Here is a 14,771-nt window from a genome sequence, read left to right as displayed (position 1 = left end):
AAGGGGCGGTGCGCATTGCCCACCGCCGTCAATCAGGTGGGGCACGTCAGGCGCTCACCACACCTTCCGGCGCTGCTTCCAGACGGAAGGCAGCGGCCATCAGGGCCTTGGTGTAATCGGTTTTCGGCGCATCGAAGATCTGTTCGGATGACCCCTGCTCCACCACCTTGCCCTGACGCATGACGATGACCTCGTTGGCCAGCGCCCGAACAACCTTCAGGTCGTGGGAAATGAACAGATAGGCAAGGCCATGCGCTTTCTGGAGATCGCGCAATAGATCGACCACCTGGGCCTGAACGCTCATGTCGAGGGCCGACGTCGGTTCGTCCAGCATCACGAATTTCGGCTCCAGAACCATGGCCCGGGCGATGGAGATGCGCTGACGCTGACCGCCGGAGAATTCATGCGGGTAGCGATGACGGGTGGACGCATCGAGCCCGACTTCCTCCAGCGCCTTGGCCACCTTGCGGTCGCGCTCCTCGGAGGAGATGCCGGGAAAATGCACCTGCAGGCCCTCGCCGACGATGTCGGCCACCGACATGCGCGGGCTGAGCGCCCCGAAGGGGTCCTGAAAGACAATCTGCATGTCCCGGCGCAGCGGCCGCATTTCCTTCCAGGAATTCTTCTGGATTTCCGAACCGTTGAAGGCAATCCGGCCGGTGGAGGAAATCATGCGCAGGATCGCGAGGCCGAGTGTTGTCTTGCCAGATCCGCTTTCTCCCACGATCCCGAGGGTCTGTCCCTGCCGCACTTCCACATCGATGCCATCAACCGCCTTGATGTGGTCGACGGTCTTGCGCAGGAAGCCGCGCTTGACCGGGAACCACACCTTCAGATCGTCGGCCTGAACCACAATCGGCTTGCTCTTGTCGGTCGCCGGCGGCTCACCCTTCGGTTCCGCCGTGAGAAGATGTTTGGTGTAGGCGTGCTGCGGCCGGTCGAAGATATCGGCAACCGGCCCCTGTTCAACGATCTTGCCCTTGGTCATCACGCAGACCCGGTCGGCGAACTTGCGCACGATGCCCAGATCATGGGTGATGAACAGCATCGCCATGCCGTGCCGGCTTTGCAGATCCTTCAGGAGTTCCAGAATCTGCGCCTGAACCGTGACGTCGAGGGCCGTCGTCGGCTCGTCAGCAATCAACAGCTCCGGCTCGTTGGCCAGCGACATGGCGATCATCACGCGCTGGCGCTGACCACCGGAGAGCTGGTGCGGGTAGGAGTTGAGGCGTTTTTCCGGCTCGCGGATGCCCACCTGGTTGAGCAGTTCAAGCACGCGCTCACGCGCCTTGGTATCGCTCATGCCCCGGTGGATCTTCAGGATTTCCGAAACCTGCTTTTCCACTGAATGCAGCGGATTGAGCGAGGTCATAGGCTCCTGGAAAATCATGGAGATGCCGTTGCCGCGCACCTTGCGCAGTTCGGCTTCCTTGACCGCCAGAAGGTCCTGACCGTTCATCAGGATACGGCCGGAGGGATGCGAGGCGGCGGGATAGGGCAGAAGGCGCAGGATCGACTGGGCGGTCACCGACTTGCCGGAGCCGCTTTCGCCCACCAGCGCGACCGTTTCTCCCTTCTTGATATCGAAGGTGACCCGGTCAACGGCAAGGTTCCTCCGGCCGCCCTGCGAAAAGGCGACGGACAGGTCTTCGACGGAGAGGAGCGTTTCTTTTGTCATGTTGGTGTCCTCACGCCAGGCTCTTGCGTGGATCGAACGCATCGCGCACGGCCTCGCCGATGAAGATCAACAGGCTCAGCATCAAGGAAATAACGATGAAGCCGGTGATCCCGAGCCAGGGTGCCTGAAGGTTGTTCTTGCCCTGCGCCAGCAATTCGCCCAGCGATGCCGACCCCGGAGGCAGGCCGAAGCCAAGGAAATCCAGCGCCGTCAAAGTGGAAATCGAGCCGTTGAGAATGAAGGGCATGAAAGTCAGCGTCGCCACCATGGCGTTGGGCAGCAGGTGCCGCCACATGATCACCGGATTGGAAACGCCGAGGGCCCGGGCCGCGGAAATATATTCCAGGTTCCGGCCCCGCAGGAATTCCGCCCGCACGACACCGACCAGCGCCACCCAGGAGAATGCCAGCAGGATGGTGAACAGGGTCCAGAAGCCGGGGACCAGGAAGGACGACACGATCAGGATGAGATACAGCGTCGGCACCGCCGTCCATATCTCGATAAAGCGCTGGAACAGAAGGTCAGTCCAACCGCCGTAGTAGCCCTGTACGGCACCTGCGGCGATGCCGATGACAGAAGAAGCCAGCGTCAGCGCCAGGCCGAAAAGCACGGAAATCCGAAAACCGTAGACGAGACGCGCAAGCACGTCCCGACCCTGATCGTCCGTGCCGAGCCAGTTCCAGTTACCCATGACGCAATTGGGATCTTCCGCGCCGAGGGGATAACGCGAGCAACGCTTTTCCTTGTCCATTGTCCAGGACGGTGGCGCGGGTGCAGGCACCGGAATGTCGTTGTTGACCGAGCGGTAGGAATAGCGCACCGGCGGCCACAGCATCCAGCCGTTGGCGTTGATTTCCTCCTGGATGAATGGATCGCGGTAATCGGTGACAGCCAGGAACCCGCCGAATTTTTCTTCCGGGTAATCCACAAAGACCGGTGTCAGCAGCTCGCCTTTGTAGGAGACCAGGATTGGCCGGTCATTGGTCACGAATTCGGCCAGCATGGCCACGACGAACAGCACCAGGAAGATCCAGAGCGACCAGTAGCCTCGCCGGTTGGCCTTGAAGTTCGCCAGCCGCCGCTGGTTGATCGGCGACAGGCGGGCCCTGGGAGCGGCTGCCGGGACGACAAATCCCGCGCGGTCTTCCGTTTCGGCTGCATCAAGGTAGTCTGCCTGGAGCCGCTCGCGGCTTTCAGCTTCATAGCCGCCAGTCTCACGCCCGCCGGCATCGGACTCCACACTTCCCGCGTCACTGCCTGAGTCGGTAGCCATCAATCAGACCTCCCTGCTTTCGAAGTCGATCCGCGGATCGATCCAGGTGTAGGTCAGGTCGGAAATGAGGTTCACCAGAAGGCCCATGAGCGAGAAAATGTAAAGCGTTGCAAAGACCACCGCGTAGTCGCGGTTGATCACCGATTCAAAGCTGAGCAATCCGAGCCCGTCGAGCGAGAAGATCGTCTCGATGAGCAGCGAACCGGCAAAGAAGGACGAGATGAAGGCTCCCGGGAAACCGGCCACCACGATCAGCATGGCATTGCGGAACACATGACCGTAGAGCACCTGGCTTTCCGTCAGGCCCTTTGCCCGTGCCGTGATGACATATTGCTTGCGGATCTCATCCAGGAACGAATTCTTGGTCAAAAGCGTGGTGGTGGCGAAAGCAGACAGGGCCATGGCCGTCAAAGGCAGGGCAAGGTGCCAGAAGTAGTCGGCGATCCGGGCCGGCCAGGAAAGCTGCTCCCAGTCGTCCGAGACGAGCCCCCGCAAGGGGAAGATATCCCAGAAGGACCCGCCGGCAAAAAGCACGATCAGCAGAACCGCAAACAGAAAGCCGGGAATGGCGTAGGCCACCACAATGACACCGGAGGTCCAGACATCGAACCGGGACCCGTCTGAAACGGCCTTGCGGATTCCGAGCGGTATGGACACCGCATAGGAAATCAGCGTCATCCAGAGGCCGAGAGAAATCGACACCGGCAGCTTTTCGGCAATCAGGTCGAGGATCTTGATGTCCCGGAAATAGCTTTCGCCGAAATCGAAGAGGGCATAATTGCCCAGCATCTTCAGGAACCGCTCCAGCGGCGGCTTGTCAAAACCGAACTGCTGCTCCAGCTCCTTGATGAACTCCGGGTCCAGTCCCTGCGCACCACGGTATTTCGAGCTGCCAGCGTCTGCGGAGGCTGAGCCGCTTCCTCCCGACGCGTCGTTGCCGCCACTCAGCATGTCGCTGCCCCCGCCGCTGATCCGCGACGTTGCCGAAACGTCGGTTCCCTGCAACTGGGCGATGACCCGCTCGACCGGACCGCCAGGCGCAAACTGGATGATGACGAAGTTGATGGCCATGATGCCGACCAGCGTCGGTATCATCAGCAGCAAACGGCGAAGGATGTAGGCGCCCATGGAGTGTGTGCAGTCCCTTTTGTCTTGGCCTTCTGAAGCGAGCCGGAGGTTTCGCCGGAAATATTACCCGGCTTTGCCGAGCTTTTCCGACTTTTCCTTGTCTATCCACCACAGTTCTTCAACGGGGAAGAAGTAACGCGGGGGTTCTTCGGGAAAGCCGTAGACATCCCACATGGCAACAGTGTGGACATTCTTGAACCATTGCGGAATCCAGTAATGCCCGGCCCGCAACACCCGGTCCAGAGCCCGCGCCGCGGTGATCATTTCATCCCGCGTTGTCGCCGCGATGGCCTTGTCGATCAGCGCGTCGACAACAGGGCTGGCTATGCCGGACGTATTGTAGGTGCCTGGAACCGATGCCGCCTTCGATCCCCACATTTCACGAATGGTATCGGAAAGCGTGGGCGACAGGCTCAACCTGCGGCTGGCAATATCGAAGTCGTAATCGTTGAGGCGGGCTTCATATTGCGCGGGATCGACGATGCGCAAATTGGCCTTGATGCCGAGCCGTCCCAGGTTCTTGATCATCGGATTGACGATACGCTCATACGCGGCGGTGTTGTTCAGGAACTCGATCGTCAGCGGTTCGCCGTCCGGGCCGATCAGATCCGTCCCCTTTCGGGTATAGCCGGTCTCTGTCAGCAGTTCGTTTGCCCGTTTCAGCAGCTTGCGGTCATGCCCTGAGCCGTCGCTGACGGGCTGTATCACGGCTTCACCGAAGACAGCGTCCGGCACCTGGCCGCGGAAAGGCTCCAGCAGCGCCAGCTCCCCAGCCGAGGGCATTCCCTCCGCTTTCATGTCGGAGTTTTCGAAGAAGGACTGGGTTCTCGTATAAAGCCCGTAAAACAGGTTCTGGTTCGACCATTCGAAATCGAATGCATAGCCCAGCGCCTCGCGCACGCGCGGGTCCTTGAACTTGTCGAGCCGGGTGTTGATGAACCAGCCCTGAGCCCCCGAGGGACGGCCGTCGGGAAACTCACGGCGCACGACCTTGCCCTCGTCCACCGCCGGGAAATTGTATTCCGTCGCCCAGTTTTTTGAGGTGAACTCCTCACGGTACAGCGTATTGCCCTTCTTGAAGGCTTCGAAGGCTGTCTGGCGTTCGCGGTAGAACTCCACCCGGATAACCGCGAAATTGCCCTGCCCCACCCTGACCGGCAATTCCCTTGCCCAGTAATTTTCGACCTGGTGATATTCGACATAATGGCCGACGGCATGTTTGCCGACCTTGTAGGGGCCGGACGATAGCGGCGGCGTCAGGGTCGACTGTTTGAAATCGTAGGCGGAATAGTAGCGCTTGGAGAAGATGGGATAGTCCGCCGCGACGACGAGAGGCAGATTGCGCGACTGCGAGCCGTCGAACTCAAGCTGGACCTTATAATCCTCCAGAACGACCGCCCCCTTCAGTGCTGACAGCGGCTGGCTGAGCAAGGGATGGCCGTCGGCCTTCAGAAGCAGCAGCGAAAAGGCAACATCCTCGGCGGTCAGTTTGGAGCCGTCGTGAAACCTGGCTTCCGGCCGGAGATTGAACGTGAAGACGTTGCCATCCTCCGACACTTCGACAGTTTCTGCCACAAGGCCATAGACCGCGTCCGGTTCGTCATAGGCCCGCACCATCAAGGTGTCGAAACACAGCTCCATGCGTGGCGGTGCGTCGCCTTTCAGGACAAAGGAGTTGAAGGTGTTATAGGTCAGGACATTCTGATTGAAGACCCAGTAAGGTGCCTGAAACGAGAAGGTGCCGCCCTGCGGCGCCAACCGATTGACATACTCGAATTGGGTAAACTCAGGCCCGTATTTCAGATCGCCGAAGACGGACAGTCCGTGAACGGGGCCTTCCGGATGGGCGATTTCCGCCGAGAAGGCCCTGGAGACCGGCCAGGGTGCAGCAGACACCAGCGCCGCGGCGCTGCCCATTTGCAGGAAACGCCGGCGGGAAGCCGTCAGGCTTTTGCTCATCGCGCGGCTCCCGTCTTGGCGGCCAAGGCCTCGTCATACCACCAGATGGTCGGGAACCCGGTGCTGTACTCCGGCATCTTTTGCGGATGACCAAAGCGGTTCCAGCGTGCCGTGCGGGTTTCGTCGGAATAGAACTGCGGCACCACATAGTGGTTCCACAACAACACACGGTCGAGCGCGCGAGTGGCTGCCACCAGGGTTTCCCGGTCCTTCGCGAATATGACCTTGTCGATCAGCTTGTCGATCGCAGGATTCTTGATGCCCGCATAATTGGCCGAACTTTGATTGTCGGCGGATTCAGAACCCCAATACTCCCGCTGCTCGTTTCCGGGCGACAGGGACTGGCCGATGGCCAGCACAACAGTATCGAAATCGCGGCTGCGGACGCGGTTGATGAATTGCGACGTGTCGACCAGCCGCAGGACGGGCTTGATGCCGATGTTTTCCAGGTTCTGCGCATAAGGCAGAAGGGTGCGTTCGCTGGCCTTGTCGCGATAGAGAAATTCGATGCTGAGCTGTTCGCCGGCCTTAGCATCGACCATCTTGCGGTCCTTCAGCTCGTACCCGGCCTTGCGCAGCAGCTTGACCGCCTCTCGCAGGTTGGCACGGACGTTCTGCGGATTGCCGCCAACAGGGTTCTTGTATTCCTGTGTGAAAACCTCGGGCGGCACCATGTCCCGCACCTCTTCCAATATCTCCAGCTCCTTGCCTTCCGGCAGGCCGCTGGACGCCAGTTCCGTCCCGGCGAAATAGGAATTGACGCGTTTGAGGAGATTGGCGGAAACGATCTCGTTGGTGGTCTCGAAATCGTAGGCATAGTTCAACGCCTGACGGACATCCGGGTTCTGGAACTTTTCCCGGCGCTGGTTCAGGAAAAAGCCCTGCATGACACCCCGAGACTTGTCGGGAAAGATCTCCTTGACCACACGGCCATCCCTGACGGCCGGAAAGTCGTAGCGCTTGGCCCATTGGCTGGAACTGCGCTCGACGTGGAAGTCGTACTGGTCACCCTTGAAGGCTTCAAACTGGACGGAATCGTCGAGGAACGAAATGTAGCGGATTTCATCGAAATTGTCGGTTCCGACCCGGATCGGCAAATCCTTGCCCCAATAGTCCGGCACGCGTTCGTAGATCACCTGCCGGTTGGGAGAGAATTCCTTGATCCGGTAAGCACCGGAGCCAAGCGGGGGCTCGAGTGTCGTCCGGGAAATGTCCCGGGCTTCTCCCTTTTCATTTGTGCCTTCCCACCAGTGTTTGGGCAGAACGGTCAACTGGCCCATGATCTTGGGCAGCTCACGGTTTCCGCTGACGTCGAAGGTGAAACGCACAGTCCCATCTCCCACGACCTCTGCCTTGTCGACATTTTGAAAGTAGTACTTGCGTTGCGGATCGAGCTCGATGGCCTTTTCGAACGACCAGATGACGTCTTCAGCCGTCACCGGCTCGCCGTCATGCCACTTCGCATCGGGATTGAGCCGATATTCGACCCAGGAGTAGTCATCCGGATAACGGACCGCGTCGGCCAGTACCCCGTATTGAGCGCTGATGTCCTCTTCGTCCAGGGAAGGTTCCATCAGGCTTTCGTAGATGTTCAGGATGCCCGGGGCGATGTTGCCCTTCTGCGCCAGAATGTTGAAGGTGTCGAAACCGCCGCTGGCGGACAGCCGAACCGTGCCGCCCTTGGGCGCATCCGGATTGACGTAATCGAAATGTGTGGCATCGGGACCGTATTTGGGTGTCCCGTTCAGGGCGGCCGCGTGGTGCCATTCCGGTTCAGCCGCGTCAGCCGGTCCAGGACCGATCCCCGACATCACCACGACACTCGTCACGACAAGCGCTGCGGCCGCGCGTTTCCCTGCATGCCATTTGAACACCATCGGCTTCTCTGTCCCTTCCGGTTCCTGAACCCAAATCGCCGGTTCAGAGAATCAGTGTAGGGACCTGACAGCCCTGCGTCACCTGCTGGCGGTCCAGATGACAGAAATTTAACCCGTCTGGGGAAGGCCCTTTTCGGGAACATCCTGCAAATTTCTCTGCGACTTGGCCTTTTGTGCGTACATTCTGCCGTCGGCAACCCTGAGCAGATCTTCCACCGTAGCCGCATCACCGGGATAGCTCGCCGTGCCAATGCTGGCCTTCACATCGATGCTGGCACCCGAGAACTCGAAAGCCTGGGTGACCCGGTCAACAAGCCTCTTGAGAAAGGTAAGCTTTTCCTGGCGCCGCATGTTACCAGGCGTCAGAACGATGAACTCGTCGCCGCCAACCCGGGCCACGGTATCGGTTTGCCGGGTCTGGTTCTGCAGACGATGGCCCACCTCGATCAGAAGCTGATCTCCAACAGCATGGCCGTAGTTGTCGTTGACCGGCTTGAAGGCATCCAGATCGACGTAAAAAATCTCGAACCCCGACCCGCTTCGTTCACACATTGCGGCGAGCTGGTGCATACGATCTTCCAGGAGGCGCCGATTGGCCAAGCCTGTCAGCGGATCGTGCAGCGCCATGGAACGCACCTTGTAGACCTCGCTGATCAGCAGGAACGCCATTGCGCTGAAAACCAGCGATATGAGACTGCCGACGAGCTGGGTAATCCAGACCTGATTGGCGGCGCTCGACCAGCCGTATTCCGGCATGCCGACAAGCTCCCAGTCCAGACCTCCTGGAAGGTGGAGCGGTAGCGACACGTTATCCTTTTCCAACAAGGCCGGGCTGCCGAAGATCATGTTGTTGGAGGCAAGGGCGCTTCTGTTCACAAGGCCAATGTGCAGACCGTTCATGACATCCGAGATGCCGGCCGCGCTCATCATGCCTTCCTCGTCCACCACCAGCGTGGCGACGCCCCAGTAGCTTCGCTCCCTGAGCGGCTGACCGGCAAAGCTTGCGGGAAAGATAGGGACGCGGATCAACAGTGCCTTGCCGCCCTGTACCAGCTCTAACGGACCGGCAATCACGACCTCACGGGTCATCATGGCCTGCCGGATCGCGGGCCACTGGGCAGTGTTCAGCCGATAATTCAGACCGAGCGCCCCCCGATTGGGCTCCAGCGGGAAAACCGCGCGCAAAATGTTGTTGGGTGCCAGGCCGATAGACCGGATAGACGGATTTTCCTCGATCAACTCGACCGCGATTTCACGGTAGTCCTCAATATCGAAGGGCTGATCCACGAACCGGGAGATATAGGCCCGGATTCCAAACCCGTGGGCCACCGTCCGGTTGATTTCACCTTCCAGACGGGCGCGGACTTCAGACAAGAATCCGACGGCCTGACGTTTGTGATGGGAAACCAGTTCATTGCGAACCAGTTGGCCGACATGGGCGGTTACGGCGATACCGGCAAGAAAACAGACAGCAGCAACAATGGAAGCGGCCCACGTTCCATTCGACTTAGAAAACAAACCCCTCGTCAAGTTGATGCCCATAGGCTCCTTGCCTGATCTCACCATCCTCAGTCGAACTACGTAACGTAAGATTTGTTAATTTTTTATATAAATCAAATAAAAAAGCCGGGTACTACCCGGCTTCTTCAATACTCAAAAAGAGAATCACACGCTCGACGCGCTTTTACTGGTCCGGCAATGGTGCCGGCGATTCGGCTTGTCCGCGAAGATAAGCAATGATGTTTGCCCGGTCTTCCGGCTTACGCAGACCGGCGAACCCCATCGTGGTTCCGGAAATGAACTTCTTCGGCGACGCCAGGAAGTGGTCCAGTTCTTCGTAGGTCCACTCGGGATTGGCTGCGCCAAACTCGGTCATTGCGGAAGAATAGCTGAAGCCTTCGTGGGAACCAGGCTTACGACCGACCACATCCCAAAGTCCCGGACCGACCTTGTTGGGTCCACCTTGTGTGAAGTCGTGGCAGGCAGCGCATTTCTTCGCCACTTTGGCCCCGTCCTCAGCAGATGCCTCGAGCAGGCGCTCGGAGATCGGAACCACTTCCGGAACAGCCTCCACCTCAGAGGTGCCATCCTCTGCGGACGCGACGACGATTTCATACCCCGGCTTACCCGGAATCGTCGGATGGAAGATGATGTCGGAGACAATGCCGACACCCATTGTCAGAATCAGAACCATCAGTACCGCACCGGCGGCCTTGTTCAGCGTGAAGGAATCCATTCTCTCCGGCTCCAAGCTCATACGCGTCCGGGCCCGCAGCGTCGCTGCGACCCCTATCAGCTTTTCGAATTTTGCCGGAACCTACAAATTTTTTGACCTTGCTGTCCATAGCTTTAAAAGGGCATCTGATACGACAAACGGACGCGGCGCGCTTTTTTTGCATTTTTTTCCGCCCGTCCGGCTCCATGGAGACCCGATTGACCGCTGCTCTTGTAATTATCCCGGCCCGCCTCGCCGCCACCCGTCTGCCACGCAAACCGCTTGCCGACATTTGCGGAAAACCCATGATCGTGCGTGTTCTGGAACAGGCGCGTAACGCGGATATCGGTCCGGTCGCCGTTGCCTGTGACGACAAGGACATTTTCGAAGCGGTGCAGGATCACGGCGGCAAGGCCGTGATGACCCGGGCAGACCACGCCTCCGGCTCCGACCGTATTCACGAGGCTGCAGGGCTGATCGACCCTGATGGCAAACACGATGTCATCCTGAACGTGCAGGGCGATGTACCCTTGATCGCACCGGAAGCGATCCGCGCGGCCTTCGCACCGCTTTCCATTGCCGATGTTGACCTCGGCACCATCATGACGGAATTCACCAACACGGCCTTCCGCGACGATCCGAATTTCGTCAAGGCAGTCACGACACCCAACGGCCACGGCCATCATCGCGCGCTTTACTTTACCAGGGCCGTCGCCCCGCACGGTGACGGCCCGTACTTCCACCATATCGGCATCTACGCCTACCGCAGGGCAGCTCTGACGAAATTCGTCCAGATGCCGCCCTCCCCGCTGGAACAGCGTGAAAAACTGGAACAGTTGCGGGCCCTTGAAGCGGGTATGCGGATTGATGCCTCCGTCATCGACAGCGCGCCGATGGACGTGAACACGCCCGAAGATCTGGAACGAGCCCGGGCGGCCTATCAGACCAACTGACGAAAGACTGCCGGAAGGCAGAAAGACAAATGACCGACAGAAAAAATATCGTGTTTCAGGGAGAAACCGGCGCCAATTCTCACATGGCCTGCCGGAGCGTTTATCCAGACTATGAAGCCATCCCCTGTGCCACTTTCGAGGATTGCTTCTCGGCCATGGCCGACGGGTCGGCCGATCTTGCCATGATCCCGATCGAAAACTCCGTTGCAGGACGCGTGGCAGATATTCACCACCTGTTGCCGAAATCGAACCTGCACATCATCGGCGAATATTTCATGCCGATCCGGTTTCAGCTCATGGCAGTCAAGGGCACAAAGCTGGAAGACCTGAAAAAGGTGCAAAGCCATGTCCACGCGCTGGGACAATGCCGGAACGTGATTCGCGAACTCGGCCTGACGGCGGTCGTCGGAGGCGACACCGCGGGCTCCGCCCGACAGATCGCCGAGCTGGGCGATCCGAGCGTCGGGGCCCTTGCTCCCGAAATGGCGGCGGAAATCTATGGTCTGGACATCCTGCGCCGGGATGTGGAGGATGAGGCGCACAACACGACCCGCTTCGTTATTCTCTCGCGCGACAAGATGGAGGCCGCGCATAACGGCCAGCCAGTCATCACGACCTTCATCTTCCGGGTCCGCAACGTTCCGGCCGCGCTTTACAAGGCCCTGGGCGGTTTTGCGACAAACGGGGTCAACATGACGAAGCTGGAATCCTATCAGCTTGAAGGGCAGTTTTTCGCGTCGATGTTCTATGCGGACGTCGAAGGCCATCCGGATGATCCGAAGGTGGCTCTGGCGCTCGAGGAATTGGCCTTCTTCTGTGCCGAGCTGAACATGCTCGGCGTCTACCGGGCAAGTCCGTTCAGGGACAAGATCAGGGAACCGGAAGCCAACCGTGCCTTGCGGCCCAATCCCTACTCGTAACGCTGGCTGCCCGACATAACCAGAGGAACTCATGACTGAAACAAGATTTGATGCCCTGTGCATCGGCAATGCCATTTGCGACGTCTTCGCCCATGTCGAAGAGGATTTCCTGCTTCAGGAAAATCTCGTCAAAGGCTCCATGCGCCTGATCGACACGGACGAGGCGGTGCGCCTGTTCGACAAGATGGGGCAGACTGTCCGCATCTCGGGCGGCAGCGCCGGCAACACGGCCGCTGGCATTGCCTCGCTCGGCGGGCGCCCCGCCTATTTCGGCAAGGTGTCCGAAGATGAGCTGGGCGACAGCTACTATCACGACATGAACGGCACCGGCGTCTATTTCAACACGCCGCGCCTGAAGGAAGGCAAGCCGACTGCCCGGTCGATGATCCTGATCACACCGGACGGGGAGCGCACGATGAACACTTACCTCGGCGCCTGCACGGAATTCGGCACGGCCGACGTCGATGAGGAGGTCGTTGCCTCCGCCGCCGTGACCTACATGGAAGGTTATCTGTGGGACCCGGCAGACGCCAAGAAGGCGTTTTTGAAGGCGGCCGAAATTGCCCATGCCAACGGACGTCAGGTGGCGATCACCCTGTCCGACTCGTTCTGTGTCGACCGCTACCGCGGCGAATTCCAGGGCCTTCTGACCGACGGCGTCGTCGACCTGATGTTCGCCAACGAACATGAGCTGAAGGCCCTTTACGAAACGTCGGATCTGGATAGCGCCGTCAATGCGGCACGGGAGTCCGGCGCGCTGACAGCCCTGACGCTTGGCAAGGAAGGCGCAATGGCCATCAGCCGTGAGGAAACCGTGAAGGTTCCCGCGCAGGTCGTCGACAATGTGGTCGATCTGACCGGAGCCGGCGATCTGTTTGCTTCCGGCTTCCTGTTCGGTCTTGCCCGCAACTACAAGCTTACGGAAGCAACCGAACTCGGCTGCCTGTGCGCCGCAAGCGTCATCAGCCACGTCGGAGCCCGGCCGGAACGGGCCTTGAATGACATTGCCACCCAGAACGGCTTTGTGATCTGACGTTTCCTCGGGAGACTTTCGGGGCGGCCTTCGGGCCGCCCTTTTTTGCGCCTTAGCGCCTTCAGGCTGAGACGCTTTTCAAAAAGAAAGTCCCGCTGCCTCAGCGAGGCAACGAGACGTTTTGTCTGCCAGAGCGAAGTGAAGTGACTGCCATTTTTAGCAACGCCTCCAAGGCCTTGCCGGCAGTTGGCTCCGGTTTTCAATTGACCTTAGTCGGCAAGATCCTGAACGCTGACCACACTGCCATTTTCATCAAGGCGATAGATGATCGGCGTGCCGGTGCCCAGTTCCCGCTTCAGGATTTCTTCCGGTGACAGGTTTTCAAGGTCCATGATCAGCGAGCGCAGCGAGTTGCCGTGCGCGGCGACGATCGTCCGGCTGCCGGCCAGAACCCGCGGCAGGATTTCCGCCTTGTAGTAAGGCAGAACGCGCTCCGAAGTCATCTTCAGGCTCTCGCCACCCGGAGGCGGAATATCATAGGAGCGGCGCCAGATATGGACCTGCTCTTCGCCGAATTTCTCGCGCGCTTCATCCTTGTTCATGCCGGTGATGTCGCCATAATCGCGCTCGTTGAGAGCCTGGTCCTTGAAGGTTTCAAGGCCTGTCTGGCCGAGTTCTTCCAGGATGATGTCGAGCGTCTTCTGTGCCCGCATCAGATCCGAGGTGAAGGCAATATCAAAGGACAGCTTCAGGTCCCTGAGCTGTTCGCCGGCCTTGTGAGCCTCCGCCACGCCCTGTTCGGTCAGGTCCGGATTTTTCCAGCCGGTGAACAGGTTCTTCAAATTCCATTCGCTCTGTCCGTGACGGACAAGCACAAGAAGGCGGTCCATGCCATTCTCCTCAAGCTGATTGCGTATCTTCAAGAATCCAGGCCGAGGACATCGGCCATCGAATAAAACCCGGGCTTCTGGTCAAATCCCCACAGCGCCGCCTTGACGGCACCGCGAGCAAAGAGCTGCCGGTCTTCCGACCGGTGGGTGAGTTCGATGCGCTCCCCCTCACCGGCAAAAATCACTGAATGTTCGCCGATGACAGAGCCGCCCCGCAGAGTTGCAAAGCCGATGTCACCTGTCTTGCGGGGATCCATGATGCCGTCGCGCGAGCGAACAGAATGGGCCGCCAGATCGATGCCCCGCCCTTCGGCCGCCGCTTCGCCAAGCAGCAGGGCGGTGCCCGAAGGCGCATCGACCTTGTGCTTGTGATGCATTTCCAGGACCTCGATGTCGAAATCCGTATCGAGCGCAGCCGCCGCCTTGCGCACAAGGCTCGCCAGCAGATTGACCCCAAGGCTCATGTTGCCGGACTTGACGATCCGGGCGTGGCGGGCAGCCGCCTTCAGAGGTTCATCCTGCCCTTCAGCCCATCCGGTGGTGCCGATGACATGGACGATGCGGGCCTGCGCGGCCAGCTCTGCGAACCAGAGGCTCGCCGCTGGAGCCGTAAAATCAAGAACGCCGTCAGCTGCGGCAAAGGCCGTCAGAGGATCGTCAGTGACGGGGACGCCCAAAGACCCGGTTCCCGCCAGTTCTCCCACGTCCTTGCCCAGAAACTCTGACCCCTCGCGCTCTATTGCCGCGACGACGGTGGCACCAGGGGTATCCGTGACTGCGCGCGTCAATGCCCGGCCCATCCGGCCACCAGCCCCAACGACTACCAAGCGCATCTGCCCCATCAAGTGGCTCCGTTTTCCGCAATAGGCCAACAGCCCTTTTCATGTTCCGATGGGGATATACCA

Annotated in this window: 12 protein-coding genes; 3 read left to right on the top strand and 9 right to left on the bottom strand. The window is 59.5% G+C overall.

Features of this window, described 5'->3' with window-relative positions; all coding sequences use genetic code 11:
• Nucleotides 1-46: 46 nt before the first annotated feature.
• The 7 genes from FMN63_RS01405 to FMN63_RS01375 all read right to left on the bottom strand — a co-directional run bounded on the left by FMN63_RS01405 (nt 47) and on the right by FMN63_RS01375 (nt 10,151).
• The gene (locus FMN63_RS01405; protein WP_148582156.1) at nt 47-1,678 is read right to left on the bottom strand and encodes an ABC transporter ATP-binding protein; all 1,632 of its coding nucleotides are present in this window, start codon (nt 1,676-1,678) and stop codon (nt 47-49) included.
• A 10-nt stretch (nt 1,679-1,688) separates the two neighbouring features.
• Entirely contained in the window at nt 1,689-2,951 is a 1,263-nt protein-coding gene (locus tag FMN63_RS01400) for an ABC transporter permease (RefSeq protein ID WP_209000874.1), read from the bottom strand.
• A 3-nt stretch (nt 2,952-2,954) separates the two neighbouring features.
• Nucleotides 2,955-4,079 (bottom strand): microcin C ABC transporter permease YejB, encoded by a 1,125-nt coding sequence (locus FMN63_RS01395; protein WP_148582155.1) that lies wholly within the window; start codon nt 4,077-4,079, stop codon nt 2,955-2,957.
• 63 nt (nt 4,080-4,142) lie between these two features.
• Nucleotides 4,143-6,038 carry an extracellular solute-binding protein gene (locus tag FMN63_RS01390; protein ID WP_148582154.1) on the bottom strand — a complete coding sequence of 632 codons (1,896 nt, stop codon included), beginning with the start codon at nt 6,036-6,038 and terminating at the stop codon, nt 4,143-4,145.
• The gene (locus FMN63_RS01385; protein WP_148582153.1) at nt 6,035-7,915 is read right to left on the bottom strand and encodes an extracellular solute-binding protein; all 1,881 of its coding nucleotides are present in this window, start codon (nt 7,913-7,915) and stop codon (nt 6,035-6,037) included. Before FMN63_RS01385 ends, FMN63_RS01390 begins: the two co-directional genes overlap by 4 nt.
• A gap of 108 nt (nt 7,916-8,023) precedes the next feature.
• On the bottom strand, nt 8,024-9,433 hold the full coding sequence (locus FMN63_RS01380) for a diguanylate cyclase domain-containing protein (protein ID WP_209000873.1): 1,410 nt from the start codon (nt 9,431-9,433) through the stop codon (nt 8,024-8,026).
• 166 nt (nt 9,434-9,599) lie between these two features.
• On the bottom strand, nt 9,600-10,151 hold the full coding sequence (locus FMN63_RS01375) for a c-type cytochrome (protein WP_148582151.1): 552 nt from the start codon (nt 10,149-10,151) through the stop codon (nt 9,600-9,602).
• Nucleotides 10,152-10,336: 185 nt separating this feature from the next.
• On the opposite strand from FMN63_RS01375, the gene FMN63_RS01370 reads away from it, so the two are divergent.
• From FMN63_RS01370 to FMN63_RS01360, 3 genes are read left to right on the top strand one after another with little or no spacing between them, the layout of a single operon-like run.
• Nucleotides 10,337-11,083, top strand: a complete 747-nt coding sequence (locus tag FMN63_RS01370; protein WP_148582150.1) for a 3-deoxy-manno-octulosonate cytidylyltransferase — start codon at nt 10,337-10,339, stop codon at nt 11,081-11,083.
• Nucleotides 11,084-11,112: 29 nt separating this feature from the next.
• The gene (locus FMN63_RS01365; protein ID WP_148582149.1) at nt 11,113-12,003 is read left to right on the top strand and encodes a prephenate dehydratase; all 891 of its coding nucleotides are present in this window, start codon (nt 11,113-11,115) and stop codon (nt 12,001-12,003) included.
• Between the two features lie 31 nt (nt 12,004-12,034).
• Nucleotides 12,035-13,036 (top strand): adenosine kinase, encoded by a 1,002-nt coding sequence (locus FMN63_RS01360; protein WP_148582148.1) that lies wholly within the window; start codon nt 12,035-12,037, stop codon nt 13,034-13,036.
• A 209-nt stretch (nt 13,037-13,245) separates the two neighbouring features.
• Here FMN63_RS01360 and FMN63_RS01355 read toward each other — a convergent pair whose 3' ends face one another.
• A complete protein-coding gene (locus tag FMN63_RS01355) occupies nt 13,246-13,866 on the bottom strand; it encodes a 2,3-bisphosphoglycerate-dependent phosphoglycerate mutase (protein ID WP_148582147.1) in 621 nt (206 codons plus the stop codon).
• Nucleotides 13,867-13,895: 29 nt separating this feature from the next.
• Nucleotides 13,896-14,708, bottom strand: coding sequence for a 4-hydroxy-tetrahydrodipicolinate reductase (dapB, locus tag FMN63_RS01350; protein ID WP_205513774.1), 813 nt, complete (start codon nt 14,706-14,708; stop codon nt 13,896-13,898).
• Between the last annotated feature and the right edge of the window lie 63 nt (nt 14,709-14,771).

Origin of the sequence: Stappia sp. BW2, from assembly GCF_008107695.1 — a bacterium.
In the GTDB taxonomy this organism is placed as follows: Bacteria; Pseudomonadota; Alphaproteobacteria; order Rhizobiales; family Stappiaceae; genus Roseibium.
This window is presented reverse-complemented; position numbering and strand designations above follow the sequence as displayed.

Coding starts and splice junctions, on each gene's coding strand:
- FMN63_RS01405 (WP_148582156.1), bottom strand. CDS start 1,678: ATGACAAAAGAAACGCTCCTCTCCGTCGAAGACCTGTCCGTCGCCTTT.
- FMN63_RS01400 (WP_209000874.1), bottom strand. CDS start 2,951: ATGGCTACCGACTCAGGCAGTGACGCGGGAAGTGTGGAGTCCGATGCC.
- FMN63_RS01395 (WP_148582155.1), bottom strand. CDS start 4,079: ATGGGCGCCTACATCCTTCGCCGTTTGCTGCTGATGATACCGACGCTG.
- FMN63_RS01390 (WP_148582154.1), bottom strand. CDS start 6,038: ATGAGCAAAAGCCTGACGGCTTCCCGCCGGCGTTTCCTGCAAATGGGC.
- FMN63_RS01385 (WP_148582153.1), bottom strand. CDS start 7,915: ATGGTGTTCAAATGGCATGCAGGGAAACGCGCGGCCGCAGCGCTTGTC.
- FMN63_RS01375 (WP_148582151.1), bottom strand. CDS start 10,151: ATGGATTCCTTCACGCTGAACAAGGCCGCCGGTGCGGTACTGATGGTT.
- FMN63_RS01370 (WP_148582150.1), top strand. CDS start 10,337: ATGGAGACCCGATTGACCGCTGCTCTTGTAATTATCCCGGCCCGCCTC.
- FMN63_RS01365 (WP_148582149.1), top strand. CDS start 11,113: ATGACCGACAGAAAAAATATCGTGTTTCAGGGAGAAACCGGCGCCAAT.
- FMN63_RS01360 (WP_148582148.1), top strand. CDS start 12,035: ATGACTGAAACAAGATTTGATGCCCTGTGCATCGGCAATGCCATTTGC.
- FMN63_RS01355 (WP_148582147.1), bottom strand. CDS start 13,866: ATGGACCGCCTTCTTGTGCTTGTCCGTCACGGACAGAGCGAATGGAAT.
- dapB (WP_205513774.1), bottom strand. CDS start 14,708: ATGGGGCAGATGCGCTTGGTAGTCGTTGGGGCTGGTGGCCGGATGGGC.